This window comes from Streptomyces sp. GbtcB7 (assembly GCF_019091445.1).
GTDB lineage: Bacteria > Actinomycetota > Actinomycetes > Streptomycetales > Streptomycetaceae > Streptomyces > Streptomyces mirabilis.
The window spans coordinates 26640-44134 of record NZ_JAGXJM010000008.1; the positions used below are offsets into that span (position 1 = coordinate 26640).

The following is a 17495-nucleotide window of genomic DNA, read 5'->3' on the forward strand; positions in this document are numbered from 1 at the left end:
TCAGAGTTCCCGGCCCGTTCTGCGGGTACGGTGGCCGTAGAGATGAATCGACTCGGGCGGTGGGCATAGTGCTGTTGACGGCATTCGGCGGCTTCTTGTCGCTGATCTTCCTCGCCATGCTGGTGCTCGCCGTGGTGGCACTGGTGATGGCAGCGGTGGCCCGCGAAGACGCGTACCGCGCGGCCGACAAGCAGAACAAGATGTTCTGGCTGATCATCCTGGGCATCACGGTGGCCGTGAACCTGCTGGTCCCGATCATCTTCCTGCAGATCGCGGGGCTGGTCGCCACGATCGTCTTCTTCGTGGACGTACGCCCCGCGCTCCGTCAGGTCTCCGGCGGTGGCCGGGGCCGCGGCGGAAGCAGCAGCGACGGTCCGTACGGCCCCTACAACGGAGGCCGCTGACCACCGGCGGTCAAGTTCAAGCTGACCACCGGCGGTCAAGTTCAAGTCGACCACCGGCGGTCAGTCCTGCGGGCCTGAGGGTTACGCAGGCCGGGCCGTCGGGCAGGCCCGCCCGTCACGCGGTCGCACGGTGTGACCGTCACGCGGTCGTACGGCGGTCACGGCGTCCGGTCCAGCAGGAGTACCGCCACGTCGTCCGTCAGCTCTCCGCCGTTGAGGTCCCTGACCTCGTTCACCGTCGCCCGCAGCAGCTCCTCGCCCGCCAGGCCCTCGGCGAGCCGGCGGCGTACCAGGTCCACCATGCCGTCCTGGCCCAGCCGCTCCTTGCCCTCGCCGATGTGACCCTCGATCAGGCCGTCGGTGTAGAGCATCAGACTCCACTCGCCGCCCAGCTCCACCTGCTGGCGCGGCCAGCGGGCACCGTGCAGCAGGCCGAGCGCCGGGCCGCCGTTCTCGTACGGCAGTAGCTCGGCGGGCCGGCCGGGGCGGGAGATCAGCGGGGACGGGTGGCCCGCCAGGCAGAGCCCGGCGCGGCGCCCGTCCGGCGCGATGTCCACCGTGCACAGCGTCGCGAAGATCTCGTCGTTCTCGCGCTCGTGCTCCAGGACCTGCTGGAGGGTGGACAGGAGTTCGTCGCCGCACAGGCCCGCGAACGTCAGCGCCCGCCAGGCGATGCGCAGCTCCACGCCGAGCGCGGCCTCGTCGGGCCCGTGTCCGCAGACATCGCCGATCATGGCGTGCACCGTGCCGTCGGGCGTACGGACCGTGTCGTAGAAGTCGCCGCCGAGCAGGGCGCGGGAGCGTCCCGGGCGGTAGCGCGCGGCGAAGCGGAGCGAGGAGCCCTCCAGGAGAGGGGTCGGCAGCAGACCGCGCTCCAGGCGGGCGTTCTCCTGGGCGCGCAGCCTGGACTCGGTGAGTCGCCGCTCGGCCTTGTCGGAACGTTTCCGCTCCACCGCGTACCGGATCGCGCGGCTCAGCAGCCGTCCGTCCAGCTCGTCGCGGAACAGATAGTCCTGGGCGCCGACGCGCACCGCCTCCGCGCCGCGCTCGGCGTCACCGGAGGCGGTGAGCGCGAGGACGGCGTGCCGGGGCGCGAGCCGCAGCACGTGCTTGAGCGTGGTCAGCTCGTCGTCGCTCTCGGCGGCCGCCCGGCCGGGGGCGGGCAGCGCGAGGTCGAGCAGGATGCAGTGGACGTCGTCGGTGAGCAGCCGCTCGGCCTCGGTGAGGTTGCGGGCGGTGCGGATGCGGATCGGCTTGCCGGCCGCGTCGAGCATCTCGGGCACGCTGAGCGAACCCGCCGGGTCGTCCTCGATGACCAGCAGGGTCAGATTGGTGGTGCTGTCGACCGGGGTCGTGGCGGCATGGGGCGCCGGTACTGCCCCGGCCGGGCCGCCGGTCGCTTCTCCGGATGGGCCGCCGGGTGAGAACGCGCCTTGAGCCTGACCGCTCTCCGCGGCCGGGATCGCTCTCTGCCGCGGTATGGGTACGGGCATCGTGTGGGTTCCTTCCCTCCCCCCGAGGGCGTGGTGGGGCGAAGGTCCTCGACCCACCGACGGGGACCATAGCGGTAGCGGACGCCGCAACGGAATGGTGTGCGTCGTGACGTCCGGCAGGCGGCCACCGTCATATGCCGCATCCTGTACCGCACTTGGACAGGATGCGGTTGTGCCCGGGATGACGAACGTCACGTCCACGGGGTTGAGGGGTATGTACAACCGTGGGGTGGGTCACGTGCGGTGCATCACGAGGGGCAGGGCGTTTTTTCGGGGTTGGTGGCGGTTTGGCCGCCCAGCCCGATCGGTCGGCCCGATCCGCCCCGGCTCCCTACGCCCCGCCCCGTCACGCGTCCGGTCGTACGACCCCGAGTATCGGCATGGACCCGGCCCCCGCGATCGTCACCGTCCGGCCCGGCCGCGGTGCGTGCACGATCGCGCCGTCGCCGATGTACATCGCGACATGGCTGGCGTCGTCGAAGTAGATGATCAGGTCGCCGGGGCGCATGTCCTTGACGTCGACATGGGGAAGCTGCTTCCACTGCTCCTGCGAGGTGCGCGGAATGCCGTGGCCGGCGGCGGCCCAGGCCTGTGAGGTCAGCCCCGAGCAGTCGTACGAGCCCGGGCCCTCGGCGCCCCACTCGTACGGCTTGCCGATCTGGTCGGTGGCGAACTTCACCGCCTTCTTGCCCTGCTCGGACGCCTTGCCGCTGATCTCGGCGAGGACGCCGGAACTCAGCCAGGCCGTCTGCGCCTTGTACGCGGCCTCCTCCTCGAGCTTCGCCAGCCGCTCCTTCTCCTTCTTCTCGAGCTGGGACTCCAGCTTCTCGGCGGCGGCGATCTGCTTCTTGATCTCCTTCTGCGCCGTGGCCTTGGCCTGGCGGTTGGCCTCCAGCTTCTGCCACTGCGCGGAGGCGTCCTTCGCGTACTGCTGCAAGTCCTGCTGTGTGCGGGTCATCTCGGCGAGCAGTCCCTTGGTCGCGTGCTCGCCCTGGAGCACCCGCCCCGCGCCGTCCAGGTACTGCTGGGGGTTGTCGCTCAGCCACAGCCGCATCTCGGGCGGCAGACCGCCGCCCCGGTACTGCGCCCGGGCCGCGGCGCCCGCGCGGTCCTTCAACTCGTCCAGCTTGTCCTGGCCCTTGACGATCACGCGGGCCAGGTCGACGATCTCGGCCGACTGCTGCTTGGCCTGCTCCTCGGCGGCGTTGTACGCGTCCGTGGCGACCGCCGCGTCGTGGTAGAGAGCGTCCAGCTTCTTGCGGATCGCCTCAAGGTCCTTGCCGGTGGGAGGCGTTGTCGGTGTCGGTGTCGGTGTGCGCGTGGGCGCTGGTGTCGGGCTCGCGTACGCCACACCCGGTGCTGACAGCACCGCGCAGGCGCAGGCCAGAACCATGGCCGTCGTGGTCAGGCTCCGCTTGCCGGATCCCATTGCTCCGCCCCCAAACTGATTTACCGTCAGTAACTTACGGACGCCTGGGGGATCGTGCCATGTCGGCGCGCAATGCGACAGAGGTGGGCAAGAACTCCCTTCCCCCCGGCCCGCCTCCGCAAAACGATCTCCCCGCCTGTGTGACGAGCCAGTCACGAAGTTCGTTCCGTGCAGCTCACGGGCGTGCGGTGGTCACCCCTCCACCGACGCGGCACGCCCGCGCGACCCCCGGCGTCAACCGCCCGCGCGACACTCCGACCTCGCACACCCGTGCGTCCCGGTTCGTCGGGCCCCAGCCTTCAACGCCCGTGCCTCGCCCGGGTGTCCGATGTCTGTGCGGCGCTCGACGCCCGTGCGTCATCCAGGCGTCGCACGCCTGTCCGGCACCCTCGCGCCCCGCGTCCCGCTCTTACGCGAAGGGACCGCGGGGAGCCAGCGCCTCCCAGCGCACCGTGACTTCGCCCTGGCGCCAGCGGGATATTCCGTCCGTCACCGGCCAGTCCGCCGTCAGGTCGCCGGCCGTGCGTATCCAGCGCTGCCGCGCGCCGTACGAGGCGTACGGCGCGGCCGCGGCCCAGGCGCGGTCGAAGTCGCGGAGGAACGCGTGCACGGGCTCGCCCGGGATGTTGCGGTGGATCAGCGCCTTGGGCAGGCGCTCGGCGAGGTCGGACGGGCGGTCCAGGGAGCCCAGGCGGGTGGCGAAGGTGACCGTGCGCGGGCCCTCGGGGCCCAGGGCGACCCAGACGTGCCGCCGGCCGATCTCGTCGCAGGTGCCCTCGACGAGCAGCCCGCCCCGGGAGCCGGGGCCCGCCGGTGCGAGGCGTGCGCACAGACGCTGCCAGACCTCGGCGACCTGCTCCTCGTCGTACTGGCGCAGCACGTTCGCCGCGCGGATGAGCGAGGGGCTGCCCTGCACCGGGACCTCGAAGCCGCCGTGCCGGAAGACGAGTCCCTCGCGCTCGTACGGCCGGGCCGCCGCGACCCTCGCCGGCTCGATCTCCACGCCCACCACGCGGGTGCGGGGGGCGGCCGTGCGCAGGCGGGTCAGCAGCTCGACCGCGGTCCAGGGAGCCGCCCCGTATCCGAGGTCGACCGCCACCGGGTCGGCGTTTCTGCGCAGCTCGGCGCCGTGGGTGGCCGCGATCCAGCGGTCCATGCGGCGCAGTCGGTTGGGGTTGGTGGTCCCGCGCGTCACCGTACCCACGGGGCGGGACGCGGCGCGGGTTGTCATGCGTACGAGAGTAGGCGGCCGGGGGGAAGCCCGTGCGGGCCTGTGGATAACATCCGGCAGCCCTCCGCCAACCTGTGGAAAAGAGGGGAGGAGGGCCTCGCACGCAACTCGCCCTCGAACGGTTGAGCGACTCTCGGTAATGATTCGGCAAAGGGGCGCGGGAGGGAACGCGGAGGGGAAATGGAGCGGACCGCTCCGGCGTTGGCGCTCTTTGGAGGGTGCCGTGCGTCCTCCGACCGGCATGCCCGCAGCAAGGAGGAACGCCACGTGAGCCAGTACGTCAGCAGGCTCGGGCGGCGCTCCCCGGCGACGCCCTCACGGCTCAGGCTGCACCGCAGGCCCCGTCGCGTCGCGATGCTCTCCGTCCACACCTCGCCGCTGCACCAGCCCGGCACCGGCGACGCCGGCGGCATGAACGTCTACATCGTGGAACTCGCCCAGCGCCTCGCCGCGATCAACATCGAGGTCGAGATCTTCACCCGGGCCACCACGGCCGCCCTCCCGCCGACCGTCGAACTGGCCCCCGGCGTCCTCGTCCGGCACGTCGACGCGGGCCCGTACGAGGGCCTCGCCAAGGAGGACCTGCCCGCCCAGCTGTGTGCCTTCACACACGGCGTCATGCAGGCCTGGGCGGGGCACCGACCCGGTTACTACGATCTCGTGCACTCGCACTACTGGCTCTCCGGCCACGTCGGCTGGCTCGCCGCCGAGCGCTGGGGCGCGCCCCTGGTGCACGCGATGCACACCATGGCCAAGGTCAAGAACGCCGCGCTCGCCGAGGGTGACACCCCCGAGCCCGCCGCCCGTGTCATCGGCGAGACCCAGATCGTGCGCGCCGCCGACCGTCTCATCGCCAACACCTCCGAAGAGGCCGACGAGCTCGCCCGCCACTACGAGGCCGAGCCCGGCAAGGTGGCCGTCGTCCACCCGGGCGTCAACCTCGACCGCTTCCGCCCGGCCGACGGGCGCGCCGCCGCCCGCGCCCGCCTCGGGCTCCCGCAGGACGCGCTGATCCCGCTCTTCGCGGGCCGCATACAGCCCCTGAAGGCCCCCGACGTGCTGCTGCGCGCGGTCGCCGTCCTCCTGGACGAGCGTCCCGAGCTGCGCGCCAACATCGTCGTCCCCGTGGTGGGCGGCCCCAGCGGTACCGGTCTCGCCAAGCCCGAGGGGCTGCAGAAGCTCGCCGCCCGGCTCGGGATCGCCGATGTCGTGCGCTTCAGGCCGCCCGTCGACCAGGAGCAGCTCGCGGACTGGTTCCGGGCCGCGTCGGTGCTGGTCATGCCCTCCTACAGCGAGTCCTTCGGGCTGGTCGCCATCGAGGCGCAGGCGGCCGGCACGCCGGTCCTGGCGGCCGAGGTCGGCGGGCTGCCCGTCGCCGTGCGCCACCAGGAGACCGGATTCCTGATCCCCGGGCACGATCCCGTCGCCTACGCGCGCGTGCTCCGCGATTTCGCCGACGACCAGGCGCTGTCGGCGCGGATGGGCGAGGCCGCCGCCCGGCACGCGCAGCGCTTCGGCTGGGACACCGCGGCCGCCGCCACGGCGGACGTGTACACGGCGGCCGTACAGGCCCACCGCCGCAGGGTGCGCGCCCACCAGGGCTGACGCGCGCACCGCCCGAGGGCCGGTCCGCCGGACGCCTGACGTACGCTCCCTCCATGGCTGACGCAGCGTCGATCATCGAGCAGGTCCTCACCGAGGCCGAGCTGGAGTGGGAGAGTCCCAAGGCGGGCTCGTACGTCGTGAAACTGCCCGGCACCCGCAAGCTCTCGACGACCGTCTCGCTGATCGTCGGCAAGCACTCCCTGTCGCTGAACGCCTTCGTGATCCGCCACCCCGACGAGAACCACGAAGGCGTCCACCGCTGGCTCCTGGAGCGCAATCTCAAGCTCTATGGCGTGAGCTACGCGGTCGACCCCCTGGGGGACGTGTATCTGGTCGGCAAACTGCCGCTCGGGGCGGTCACGCCGGACGAGGTCGACCGGCTGCTCGGCTCGGTCCTGGAGGCCGCCGACGGCGCTTTCAACACTCTCCTTGAGCTCGGTTTCGCCTCCGCGATCCGCAAGGAGTACGCCTGGCGGGTGTCCCGCGGCGAATCGACCCGCAATCTGGACGCGTTCACTCACCTGACTCAGCGTCCCGCTGGCTGAATTCCAGGTCCAGTCCAACTAAGTAGTGCATGACCCCTTCCGGGCCAGGGGTCTCAGTGGCATGCTCACCGCCGACGCGGATCTGAACGTCATTCACATCCATGGAAGCCGATGGAATGCGACGGAAGGCGGGCGGGTATGAGCAAGGAGTACGTGAGCATCACCAGACGGGGCCTGCTCGGCAGCGCCGTGGCCGTGGCGGCCGCCACGGTGACCGGCGGACCGGCGACGGCCGCGACCGCTGCCGCACGCCCCCATGACCCAGGTCAAGTCCCCACCATCTGGCGGGAGTTCACCCGTACCCCCTTCACCCACCCGCAGATCCCGTACGTCGGCAGGGCCGGCCACCGTGGCGGGTCGGCGCGCTTCCCCCGCCGCCCCGTCGTGGCCGACGTCCGCGCCTACGGTGCCGTCGCGGACGGCACCACGGACTGCGCGCCCGCGATCAACCGTGCCATCGCCGCTGCCGGGAGGGCCGGCGGTGGCACGGTTCTCATCCCGCCCGGCACCTTCCGCATCGACGACCTGATCCGCATCGGCCACTCGAACGTCGTGCTGCGCGGCGCCGGCAGCGACCGTACGAAGCTGTACGCGACCAGGAACCTCACCGAGCTGATCGGCGTCTACGGCTCCCGCTACGGCGGCGACAAGTCGTCCTGGTCCTGGGCGGGCGGCCTCATCTGGCTGGCGCCCACGGCCCGTTGGGACTCCCTCGTCGCCGCCATCAAGGACAAGGCCTGGCCCTTCGAGGGCTGGACCGGCAACAAGCGCGACGAGTGGGAGACCCTGACGACCGTGGCCCCCGCCACCCGCGGCTCCTGGTCGGTGACGGTCGCCGACCCCCGCCCGCTGAAGCCGGGCCGGCTCGTCCTCCTGCGGCTCGCCGACGACGCCGACCACACCCTCCTGGAGCACATGGCGGGCGGCGGTCCGGGTCCTGAGGCGTACTACTGGGACGACAAGACCAAGCTCACGAGTTACGTCCCCTACGAGTGGCCCGTACGCATCACGCGTGTGCGGGGCAGAAAAGTCACCCTGGAGCGCCCGCTGCCCCTCGACGTACGCCCCGAGTGGGACCCGCGTCTGACCACCCACGTCGAACCGCTGACCGGCTCCGGCGTTGAAGGCCTCACCCTGGAGGCCGTCGAGACGCCCCAGTCCCCGCACCTCCTCGACAAGGGCTACAACGGGGTCGTCCTCCAGTGCGCGTACGACTGCTGGGTCGACGATGTGACGGTCCGCCACGTCGACAACGGCTTCGGCTTCGTCGCCGCCTCCGCCTGCACCCTGCGCCGCACCCGTGTGGCGGGCCGCGGCTCGCACCACCCGTACTTCTGCCGCGAGGGCTCGCACGACAACCTCGTCGAGGACTTCACCATCGAACAGCGCACCGTCCCGGCCCCGCCGAACACCCAGCTCCACGGCATCAACGTGGAAGGCCTCTCCTCCTACAACGTCTGGTCGCGCGGCGAGCTCCGGATGGGCACCTTCGATTCCCACCGGGGCCTGCCCTTCGCCAACGTCCGTACCGACATCACCGTCGACAACAACGGCCGGCACGGCGGCGACGCGAGCGCCGGTCCGCTCTTCGGCGCACGCTTCACCCACTGGAACATACGTGTCACGAACGGCCGCGCGGGGTTGATGAAGATCGACGGTCTGGCGCCCTACTCCGCCACCGTCGGCCTCAACGAGGTGACCGAGTTCGACCAGATCGACGTCCCCGACTTCACCGGCGACCTGCACTCCCGCCTGGAGCTGTACGGGACCACGGACGTCGTACGCCCGCGCAATCTGTACGAGGCCCAGCGGGACCTCTGACTCGGCCGAGCGTGTCGTACCCGACGAAGGTGACCGTGAGGGGTGCCGAGCGTACCCACGGGGGTCACGCCGGCCTCGAGCGTGCGTAGCGTCCCGGAGTCACCCCGACCAACTTCTTGAAGTGCCGGGTGAGATGGGACTGGTCGTAGAAGCCGGTCGCCGACGCCACCTCGCCCGGCGGCCGGCCATCGAGGAGGAGACGGCGGGCCCGGTCGACACGGCGGGACATCAGGTACTGGTGGGGTGCGATGCCGTAGGCGCCACTGAACGCCCGTACCAGATGGGCGGGATGGGCGTGCACGAGCCGCGCGGCCTCGTCGAGGCCGATGCCCTGGGTGAGGTGTCCGTCGAGGAGTTCGCGCAGGGTGCGAGCGAGGGTGGGGGAGTCGCGCGGGGTGGCGGCGGGAGTGCTGGGCCGCAGATGTGTGCGCAGCCGCTCGGCGATGAGCGTCAGTCTGCTCTCGGCCTCCAGTTCGTCACCGGGGTGACCGAGCGCGGTGTGCAACTGGCCGACGCGCAGTCGCAGCACGGGGTCACGCAGGTCGGGCCTGTCCACCGCGGACCCGATGAGGTCCTCGCCCAGATGCGTGCCGTCGAGATAGACGACGCGCTTGCGGAAGCCGTGCGCGGTGGCCGGGGAGCCGTTGTGCGGGACGTGCGGCGGCAACAGGGACACCGTGTCGTGCGGGGTGCCGTGTTCGTGCCGGTCCAGGTCGTACCGTACGGCCCCGTCGTCGACGATGAGCAGCGTCCAGGCCTCGTGCACGTGCATCGGATAGGCGTACTCGGTGAAGTGGGCGTGGAAGATCTCCACGACACCCGGAACGCGCGAGCGCCAGGCGGAGACCTCCGGCTGAGCGACCATGCAAAGAACGTACAAGACGGCGTCGTACGGCGGTCGGCAGTCTCGATCCATGAACAGCGAACCGATCCGCTTCGATACGAAGATCGTCGTCCTGCTGCGGGACGACCTTGAGCCCTGGCAGCGTCTGAACGTCACGTCCTTCCTGGTCAGCGGCCTGGTCACGCAGGTCCCCGAGGTGATCGGGGAGCCCTACGAGGACGCGGACGGGGTGCCGTATCTGCCGATGTTCCGGCAGCCCGTGCTGGTCTTCGAGGGGACGAAGGAGGTCCTTGTGGCGGCACACGGCAGGGCGCTCAGCCGTGCGCTGCCCCGGGCCGTCTTCACGTCGGATCTCTTCGGCACCGGCAACGACCGGGACAACCGGGCGGCGGTGCGGGCTGTCGCCACGGCTGGACTGGATGTGGTGGGGCTGGCTGTGTACGGGCCTCGGAACGCGGTGGACAAGGTGGTGAAGGGGGCGCGGATGCATCCGTGAGGTCGGCGGGGGCGTTTTTTCGGGGAGCTCCTGCGCTTGCGAGAGGCTCGCAGCAGTGTCGCTGCGCGATGTCCGCCGACATGTCGTAGGACTCGGAGACGCGGTACCGCACCCCCTTGTAATACCGGGTGGAGTGCGGGTGGAGCAGCGAGTCGACGTCAGGCCGCGCTGACCTCGGGCTTCGCCACCGCCGGACCGGCCTCCACCGCCGGTTCCTCCGTGGGCAGCCGCCGCATCAGCAGGCCGTACCCGAGCCCGGCCACCGTGCCCACCAGCGCGCACAGCCCCCACAGCCACTCGGCCCCGAACCGGTCGATGACCACGCCGGACATCAGGGGAGCGATCAGCGCGGCGAGTGACCAGGAGAGGGTGTACATGCCCTGGTAGCGGCCCCGGCCGTGGGTCGGGGAAAGCTGGACGACCAGGCCCGTCTGGGTGGGCGCGTTGACGATCTCGGCCAGGGTCCACACGCACACGGTGAGCGCGAAGACGCCCACCGACCCGGCGAAGGCGGTGAGCCCGAAGCCGTACCCGGCGAGGACCGAGGAGATCACGAGCAGCCGGCGCGGATCCCGGTGCTGGATGAAACGGGTGACCGGGATCTGCAGCGCGACGATGAGGACGCCGTTGACGGCGATCGCCATGCCGTAGTCGGCCGGGGTGAAGCCCGCCTCGCCCATCGCGACGGGGAGTCCCACGGAGCCCTGCTGGAAGACCAGGGCGACGAGGAAGGACAGGCCGACGACGCTCATGAAGCGCTGGTCGCGCAGCACGGTCCCGAGGCCGACGTCGTCCTTCGCCTCCTTGGCGTTCTGCACCGGCCGGGACTCCGGCAGCTTCGCGAAGACGAGGAGCGCGCAGGCCAGGGTCATGCCGGCCTCGATGAGGAAGCCCGCGAGGTAGCTGAACTCGGCGATGAAACCGGCGGCCATGGAGGAGACGGCGAAGCCGAGGTTGATCGCCCAGTAGTTGAGGGAGAACGCCCGGACGCGGTCCTCGGGTCGCACGATGTCGGCCATCATCGCCTGGACGGCGGGCCGGGAGGCGTTGCTGGCCATTCCGACCAGGAAGGCGACCGCGGCGATGCTCACCGGGTCGTGCATAAAGCCGAGCAGCGCGACGGAGGCGGCCGTGGAGGTCTGTGCGACGAGGAGCGTGGGCCGGCGCCCGAGCCGGTCGGTCATCACGCCCGCGCCGAGCGAGGAGACGACACCGCCGAGGCCGTGCAGGGACGCCACGAGACCCGCGTACGAGGCGGAGTAGCCGCGGTCGAGCGTCAGGTACAGAGCCATGAAAGTGGCGACAAAAGCACCGAGTCGGTTGACCAGGGTGCTGGTCCACAGCCACCAGAACTCGCGGGGGAGCCCCGAGACGGTCTCTCGGGCGGCGCGTCGCATGACGGCGAGTGGCATCGGTCGTCCCCCACGGATGTAAGCGGCTCATGTACTGATGGCAACTTACGAGCGGGAGGTCTCCGGGGGCCACTCAATTAACAGATGCCGTCAACTGTCCGCCTTCCGGGCAGGGGCGCGAGGGGACGAAGGCTTCCATTACGCTCGGACGTATGGCCGACGCACCGTACAAGCTGATCCTCCTCCGCCACGGCGAGAGCGAATGGAACGCGAAGAACCTGTTCACCGGATGGGTGGACGTCAACCTCAACGAGAAGGGCGAGAAGGAGGCAGTCCGCGGCGGTGAGCTGCTGAAGGACGCCGGCCTGCTGCCCGACGTCGTGCACACCTCGCTCCAGAAGCGCGCGATCCGCACCGCCCAGCTCGCGCTGGAGGCCGCCGACCGCCACTGGATCCCCGTCCACCGCTCCTGGCGCCTGAACGAGCGGCACTACGGCGCTCTCCAGGGCAAGGACAAGGCCCAGACCCTCGCCGAGTTCGGCGAGGAGCAGTTCATGCTGTGGCGCCGCTCGTACGACACCCCGCCGCCGCCCCTCTCCGAGGACAGCGAGTTCTCGCAGGCGAACGACCCGCGCTACGCGTCGATCCCGCCGGAGCTGCGCCCCCGCACGGAGTGCCTGAAGGACGTCGTCTTCCGCATGCTGCCGTACTGGTACGACGGCATCGTCCCCGACCTCCTCACCGGCCGCACGGTCCTGGTCGCCGCCCACGGCAACTCGCTGCGCGCCCTCGTCAAGCACCTCGACGGCATCTCCGACGCCGACATCGCGGGCCTGAACATCCCGACCGGCATCCCGCTCGCCTACGAGCTCGACGCCGACTTCAAGCCGCTCAACCCCGGCGGCACGTACCTCGACCCGGACGCGGCCGCGGCCGCGATCGAGGCGGTCAAGAATCAGGGCAAGAAGAAGTAACGCGATACCTACAAGCCCCCGACTTGCTGTTTCTTGGCAGGGCGGGGGCTTTTTGGTGGTGCTGGGCCGTCTCTGGGTCGTCAGGTGCTTGGTCGGGCCGTCAGGTGTGTCGACGCGAGCGGCGGATGCGGATGTCGAGGACGATCAGCAGGGCCGTGGGGATGGCGATCCCGGCGGGGGCGTTCGCCCAGAGGGCGAGGGTGCCGCCAGCCGTGCCGATGAGCGCCATGGGCAAGTCGCGAGGATGGATGTCGACGGTGACGCCTGTGCGTGGGACCATGGGTCCTCCATGTGTGATCGGTTCCTGGCTAGGGTTTCCGAGCGCAGAAATGGAAGCGAATGCCGCCCCAGCACGGGCGGCATTCGCATGCTGCGGAGACTTTCCCATAGTCGTCACGCGTGAACCAAACGTACAGCTAGATGCCGCCCTGTCTCTTTGGGGAGACGGATTGTCCACGATCGTGGACAGTCGGAGCGCTCCAATATTTCTTGGAAACTTTCCAAAACTTTCCAATCTTTCCAGAAGTCGCGTCGTGCCGCCCCGCGTGGCCCCCTGCCGTCCTGTGCCGCCTGGTGCTGCCTCGTGTCCTCCAGGCCGTCGCCGATGTTTACGCTCTAGCTAGGGATCCCCGCTCCTGGCGAGGGGCGGGTATTCGAGTAGTCGCTAAGCCGTACTGGTCGGCCGGTTCGGCTTAGCGGCTTTACCGGTTTGTCTTTATCGGTTAGGCATTACCGCTTCGGCTTTACGGATTAGGCTTTACGGGTTTCTAGTCTGCGAGCGCATCGCTCTTCTCGTAGGTGCTCGCAATTGCTTTCCGCGTACGCTCCTGGCTGGACGGCATGAGGTGCGCGTACACGCGGAGCGTCAGTCCTGGGTCCGAGTGGCCCAGGTACTCGGCGAGGGCCTTGATGTTCTCCCCGGCGTCCAGGAGCACCGAGGCGTAGAAGTGCCGCAGCGCGTGCATGCCGTTCTCGCGAGACTCGGCGTACGGCTGTCCATGCTCGGGGACCGGGATCACTCCGGCGCCGGCCAGCGCCCGCTTCCATGCCTCCTCGTTAAGCGACGTGCGCCAGACATGACCCCCGCGCGGTCCGGTGAAGATCAGTCGCTTGGTCACCGGGGGACCGTCCGCGACCTTCCACGGCAACGTGATCTCGACCGGCGGGAACTCCTTCATGTGCGTCCGGAGGGCGTCTGCGACGGGCCCGGGGAGGGGCACGTCCCGGAGCTTGCCCCCCTTCGGCGGGGCGAACACGGCCTTGCTGCGGCTCAGCTTGAGCTGCTGGACCACGTGAAGCGTGTCCGATTCGAAGTCGATCGCGTCGACGGCGACGCCGAGAATCTCGCCCTGGCGGAGCCCGCAGCCACCGCCCAGATCGACCATCGCTCGGAAGCGCTCGGGCATGGCCGCACGAACAGCGAAGACCCGTTCCGGCGTCCACGGGACGACGCGCTTGGTGTCGACGGTCGGCGGCCGGACCGAGCGAGCCGCACACGGGTTGCGGGGGTGATGCCCGTCATCCACGGCCGCGCTCAGTGCGGCGCGCACGTTGGAGTAGATCGTCCGGGCGTAGGAGCCCCGGATGCCGTTCTCCTGTAGCTGCCGCACCCAGTCCCGGATGTGGACAGGCTGGAAAGACCCGAGCGGGCGCGAACCCAGGTACGGGAAGGCATGCAGCCGAAGCTGCGACTCCATCGAGGCCTGAGTGTTCGGGTCAGCTCCCTGGGTGGCAACCCAGCTTTCGGCGTACTGCTGGAAGGTGATCCGGGCCGCGCGAGGGTCGATGTACTGCCCGCGAGCCATGTCCGCCTCGATGTGGGCGAGCCACTGATCAGCAGTACCAGCGATCTTGGACGTGTCCGGCCATTAGGCAGCAGCCCCTTCCATCAGGGACTCGACCTCCTTGGGATCACACGATGCAACGAGCCCACGCCTGGCCCTGCGATGGCTTCGCGAGCGCACAAGGAACGTCACGGACCAGCTCGACATGGCATACCCCCAGCCGGGCCGCTACTGGCTGCAGGACGAGACCGAGCACGAACGAGCCCTCGTCTACCTGACCACGGGCACCGCCTACCAACGCACCCTGCACGACGAGAACACGCCCTACGTCCTCGTGGCCCACCCGCCGGGAGCGACCTCGTGAACGGATACACCCGCGGCTTCTGGTGCGAATGCTGGACCGAAGACCTCACCGAAAGGCGACAGCCGACCCTCCGCGGCTCCTTCGACGCACACTCGGCCGGACAGGCAGACCGCTGGATAGCGATCGCACTGCGCACCATCACACCAGCACTGGACTCCAGAGCCTCCGACGAAGCCTGGGAGTGGCTGTACGAGGGCCGCATCGAAACGAGAAGAGCCCTCCTGTGCTCGGAACCCTGCACGGTCACCATCAACCAAGGCGGCACACGCATCACTTGGACAGCCCGACCAGCGCTCTTCCCATCCCTGGCACACCGTCGAAGCCTTGAACTTCCGTCCTGCGCATACGACTCCACGCCCTACATCAGGTCCTGAGTTACAACTTCTCTCTACGGGTCCAAGGCCCGCGCACGGCGCGGGCGCGCGCCGCCTCTGCGGCGCGGCCTGCCTCCTGTCTCCGCCCCGGCTGGCCGCGCCCGGCGGCGCGCTGCGTGCAGAAGCAAGGAAGTCACCCGCGGCCAAAGACATGCCTTCGGCGGGAATCGGCCAGCACCGGGATGGGAGCGGGGGTGAGTGGCGGCTGAGGAAAAGCGGGCGGGTGCGGCTTGACGCACAAGACGAGCGGGGCCACCGTCTTCAATGCCCTCGACGAGAACGGGCTGAGATTCGACCCTCCTGGTCAGCGTCAGCGGGCCCACCCGTTCCACTGACGACGGCGGGCTTGGGCCGTCACCGATTGGCGTACAGCGCCTCCAGCTCCCCCGAGAGTGCGGCACGTACGTTGCGGGTGGCCTCGTCGACGAGCACTTCGGGTTCGTCATTGAGCAGCGCCGTCATCGTCTTGTCGGCCACCTCGGAAGCAAGGATCTTCGGGGAGTCGATATCCGCCGCCAAGTCGGTGTCGACATAGCCGGCATGCACGCCGACCACCAGCGTGCCCTGCTCCCGCAGCGCCAGTCGGAAGGCATTCGTCAGCGACCACTGAGCGGACTTGGAGGCCGCGTAGCTCGGAAACTGCCTGTTGGCCACCCACGACGCCACGGACAGCATATTGACCAGCGCTCCGCCGCCATTGGCGGCCAGTACGGGCGCGAACGCACGCGAGACAGCCCAGGTGCCGAAGTAGTTGACCTCCATCTCGCGCCTGGCACCGTCGAATGCCCCCTCGAGAAGGGACGGGCCACCAGTGACCCCGGCGTTGTTGATGACGATGCTGACATCATCGGCGGCACGTGCTGCTGCAGCGACCTGCTCCTCGTCGGTGACGTCCAGTCGCAGCGAAACAAGCCCAGGGCCCCGGATGGTCTCCGGTTCCCGGACACCGGCGTAGACCTTGGCGGCGCCGTGAGCGAGCAGTGCCTGGGCGAAGGCCGACCCGATGCCACGGTTGGCTCCGGTGACAAGGGCTACCGAACCCTTGATGTCCATGATCACCCTCCTTGCCTGCGGATGCGGAGGACTCCTTTCTTCTGACGCTAGGCCCCGGACGGCGGCTGGTCCACCCGCAACCTGACTGCACCTGTGTCGGTGCCTTTGCGCACTCGATGGCGGACCCGGCTGATCGAATCTCAGGGACGAAGAGGCTCTGTGCCTGCCGCGTGCCCGATCCAACGGGATGCGGCGGGGACCCACGGGGAACGACGGCCATGTGGATGCGTGACCGGTTGGACGAGCTGTTCACCGATGAGCACTTCGCCGATTGGTATCCGGTTGATGGGCGGCGGGGGTTGTCGCCGGCTCGGCTGGCGATGGTGTCGGTGCCGCAGTGCGCGGAGAACCTCACTGACCGGCAGGTCGCCGAGGCGGTCCGCTGCCGGTTGGACTGGAAGTACTGTCTGGGCCTTGAGCTGGATGATTCAGGCTTTGACTATTCCGTGCTCAGCGAGTTCGGGACCGCATGGCCAAGGTGATCTGGCGGATCGGCTGCTGGCCGCGATGGTCAACCACCTGGTGGCTGCGGGCCTGGTCAAGCGGCGTGGTGCGGTGCGCACGGATTCCTCGGCGAGGGCGTGGATGTCGTCGGGGTCGCAGGTCCAGATGATGACCAGCGTGGATGGACTTCTCGGCTCGCTCGGTCCGATCCAAGATTCACGAGGCCAACGCGGATCAATCGACGAAGGGATCGGCGTACGGTGCGCCGAAATAGGGGAACTCATCGAGGATGTTCGTCGTAGCAACAGTCGCGCCGTTGTCGATAGGAGTATTGGTCTGCAGTGAGAGCATCACGTTCATCACGTTGTCGGTCCTAGCGCGGCCGTTGAAGCCTGCGAAACAGAACGAGGCCGCCGAATCGAGGACATAAGGCAAAGTGGTCGGGAACAGGCGCTCCACCACACGCTGTGCGTAGGCGGCTGGGTCGTCGGTCGAGCCCGCCAACTGGGTGACGCGCGGGAGGGCGTCCGCGACGATCTGGGAGAAACGCGTTGATCGATTAGGTGGCCGCAGGTCACGGCCGCCGATGATCAGTTGTGGCTGAACTGACGCCGCACAGCAAAGCTTGGACTCAGCACTCCTGCTCCTCAACCAGGGCACAGGCGAAGAGGAACGACTCCGCCGGCCCGATGTCAGTGCCGCCTGCTCTACTTCGGCACAGGACAGGATCGGTGAACGACGGAGACCGACATGGGCGTGCTGTACGACTACTTCCACGCGACCGACCGCACCACAGCGGTGAACCAGGCCATCGGCCCTGACGGCGACTGGCTCCGCGGGACGTCACTGGAGGAGACGGGCGCAGACTGGATCGACGCCAAGGGCCTGGACCCGAACGTCGTACTGGCCCAACTGGTCACCTACGCCGAGGGCGTCTCCTTCACCGATCAGCAGGATGCGCCGGAACTGATCTGGCCCGAACCGCCGTACCCCCAGGGTGAGCCCACCGACCCCGACTCCCCCTGGAACACAGGCCTGATTCTCGAACAACTCCCCGATCGCTGGCGGGACATCCTCGCCACCCTCCCTGATGACGCAGTCCCGATGGTGGCGGCTCAGTGGTACGAGATCGAGGAGGTCGATTTCGCCGACTACCTCCATGCCAAGGATGCGGTTGCCACGTTCATGGCCCTCGCCTGCCGCGCGCGGATGGCGGGCGCCCACCTTTACTGCCGATGCAGCCTATGAAGCCCCGTAAGGCCGGTAGCCCGCTGCTGGGGTC

The 17495-nt window shown here is 69.3% G+C and carries 18 protein-coding genes and 1 pseudogene; 10 read left to right on the forward strand and 9 right to left on the reverse strand.

Going from position 1 to position 17495, the window contains the following annotated elements:
* The first annotated feature begins 68 nt into the window (after positions 1-68).
* A complete protein-coding gene (locus KVT44_RS15090) occupies positions 69-404 on the forward strand; it encodes a DUF2516 family protein (protein WP_075026970.1) in 336 nt (111 codons plus the stop codon).
* A gap of 158 nt (positions 405-562) precedes the next feature.
* Here KVT44_RS15090 and KVT44_RS15095 read toward each other — a convergent pair whose 3' ends face one another.
* The 3 genes from KVT44_RS15095 to KVT44_RS15105 all read right to left on the reverse strand — a co-directional run bounded on the left by KVT44_RS15095 (position 563) and on the right by KVT44_RS15105 (position 4557).
* On the reverse strand, positions 563-1897 hold the full coding sequence (locus tag KVT44_RS15095; RefSeq protein WP_099921924.1) for a PP2C family protein-serine/threonine phosphatase: 1335 nt from the start codon (positions 1895-1897) through the stop codon (positions 563-565).
* 346 nt (positions 1898-2243) lie between these two features.
* The gene (locus KVT44_RS15100; RefSeq protein ID WP_217567432.1) at positions 2244-3326 is read right to left on the reverse strand and encodes a C40 family peptidase; all 1083 of its coding nucleotides are present in this window, start codon (positions 3324-3326) and stop codon (positions 2244-2246) included.
* A 409-nt stretch (positions 3327-3735) separates the two neighbouring features.
* Positions 3736-4557 (reverse strand): class I SAM-dependent methyltransferase, encoded by an 822-nt coding sequence (locus tag KVT44_RS15105; protein ID WP_190170862.1) that lies wholly within the window; start codon positions 4555-4557, stop codon positions 3736-3738.
* A 267-nt stretch (positions 4558-4824) separates the two neighbouring features.
* Between KVT44_RS15105 and mshA the strand changes: the two genes are divergently transcribed.
* The 3 genes from mshA to KVT44_RS15120 all read left to right on the forward strand — a co-directional run bounded on the left by mshA (position 4825) and on the right by KVT44_RS15120 (position 8528).
* Positions 4825-6162: a D-inositol-3-phosphate glycosyltransferase gene (gene mshA / locus KVT44_RS15110; protein ID WP_190170861.1), complete on the forward strand. Its 1338-nt coding sequence runs from the start codon at positions 4825-4827 to the stop codon at positions 6160-6162.
* A gap of 53 nt (positions 6163-6215) precedes the next feature.
* Positions 6216-6707 (forward strand): YbjN domain-containing protein, encoded by a 492-nt coding sequence (locus KVT44_RS15115; protein WP_054232421.1) that lies wholly within the window; start codon positions 6216-6218, stop codon positions 6705-6707.
* 138 nt (positions 6708-6845) lie between these two features.
* Positions 6846-8528, forward strand: a complete 1683-nt coding sequence (locus tag KVT44_RS15120) for a glycoside hydrolase family 55 protein (RefSeq protein WP_217567433.1) — start codon at positions 6846-6848, stop codon at positions 8526-8528.
* 64 nt (positions 8529-8592) lie between these two features.
* Here the strand turns inward: KVT44_RS15120 and KVT44_RS15125 are convergent, their stop codons facing one another.
* Positions 8593-9393 (reverse strand): AraC family transcriptional regulator, encoded by an 801-nt coding sequence (locus KVT44_RS15125; RefSeq protein WP_217567434.1) that lies wholly within the window; start codon positions 9391-9393, stop codon positions 8593-8595.
* A gap of 49 nt (positions 9394-9442) precedes the next feature.
* On the opposite strand from KVT44_RS15125, the gene KVT44_RS15130 reads away from it, so the two are divergent.
* On the forward strand, positions 9443-9868 hold the full coding sequence (locus KVT44_RS15130; RefSeq protein ID WP_254649426.1) for a DUF2000 domain-containing protein: 426 nt from the start codon (positions 9443-9445) through the stop codon (positions 9866-9868).
* Positions 9869-10026: 158 nt separating this feature from the next.
* Here KVT44_RS15130 and KVT44_RS15135 read toward each other — a convergent pair whose 3' ends face one another.
* Entirely contained in the window at positions 10027-11280 is a 1254-nt protein-coding gene (locus tag KVT44_RS15135) for an MFS transporter (RefSeq protein ID WP_217567436.1), read from the reverse strand.
* Positions 11281-11432: 152 nt separating this feature from the next.
* Between KVT44_RS15135 and KVT44_RS15140 the strand changes: the two genes are divergently transcribed.
* Positions 11433-12194, forward strand: coding sequence for a phosphoglyceromutase (locus KVT44_RS15140; RefSeq protein ID WP_217567437.1), 762 nt, complete (start codon positions 11433-11435; stop codon positions 12192-12194).
* A gap of 100 nt (positions 12195-12294) precedes the next feature.
* On the opposite strand, the gene KVT44_RS15145 is transcribed toward KVT44_RS15140, so the two are convergent.
* Positions 12295-12474 (reverse strand): hypothetical protein, encoded by a 180-nt coding sequence (locus KVT44_RS15145; protein ID WP_190170855.1) that lies wholly within the window; start codon positions 12472-12474, stop codon positions 12295-12297.
* A gap of 487 nt (positions 12475-12961) precedes the next feature.
* Positions 12962-14032: pseudogene (locus KVT44_RS15150) on the reverse strand (tyrosine-type recombinase/integrase); the annotation flags it as partial.
* A 151-nt stretch (positions 14033-14183) separates the two neighbouring features.
* On the opposite strand from KVT44_RS15150, the gene KVT44_RS60565 reads away from it, so the two are divergent.
* Positions 14184-14342 carry a hypothetical protein gene (locus tag KVT44_RS60565; RefSeq protein WP_308314009.1) on the forward strand — a complete coding sequence of 53 codons (159 nt, stop codon included), beginning with the start codon at positions 14184-14186 and terminating at the stop codon, positions 14340-14342.
* On the forward strand, positions 14339-14716 hold the full coding sequence (locus KVT44_RS58045) for a hypothetical protein (protein WP_308314010.1): 378 nt from the start codon (positions 14339-14341) through the stop codon (positions 14714-14716). The genes KVT44_RS60565 and KVT44_RS58045 overlap by 4 nt, the downstream gene beginning before the upstream one ends.
* 354 nt (positions 14717-15070) lie before the next feature.
* Here KVT44_RS58045 and KVT44_RS15160 read toward each other — a convergent pair whose 3' ends face one another.
* The gene (locus KVT44_RS15160; protein WP_217567438.1) at positions 15071-15769 is read right to left on the reverse strand and encodes an SDR family oxidoreductase; all 699 of its coding nucleotides are present in this window, start codon (positions 15767-15769) and stop codon (positions 15071-15073) included.
* Positions 15770-16005: 236 nt separating this feature from the next.
* Between KVT44_RS15160 and KVT44_RS15165 the strand changes: the two genes are divergently transcribed.
* Entirely contained in the window at positions 16006-16251 is a 246-nt protein-coding gene (locus KVT44_RS15165; RefSeq protein WP_217567439.1) for a transposase, read from the forward strand.
* 196 nt (positions 16252-16447) lie between these two features.
* On the opposite strand, the gene KVT44_RS15170 is transcribed toward KVT44_RS15165, so the two are convergent.
* Positions 16448-16873 carry a hypothetical protein gene (locus tag KVT44_RS15170; RefSeq protein ID WP_217567440.1) on the reverse strand — a complete coding sequence of 142 codons (426 nt, stop codon included), beginning with the start codon at positions 16871-16873 and terminating at the stop codon, positions 16448-16450.
* Positions 16874-16963: 90 nt separating this feature from the next.
* On the opposite strand from KVT44_RS15170, the gene KVT44_RS15175 reads away from it, so the two are divergent.
* Complete coding sequence (locus tag KVT44_RS15175; RefSeq protein WP_217567441.1) at positions 16964-17461, forward strand: hypothetical protein; 498 nt, start codon at positions 16964-16966, stop codon at positions 17459-17461.
* Positions 17462-17495: the final 34 nt, after the last annotated feature.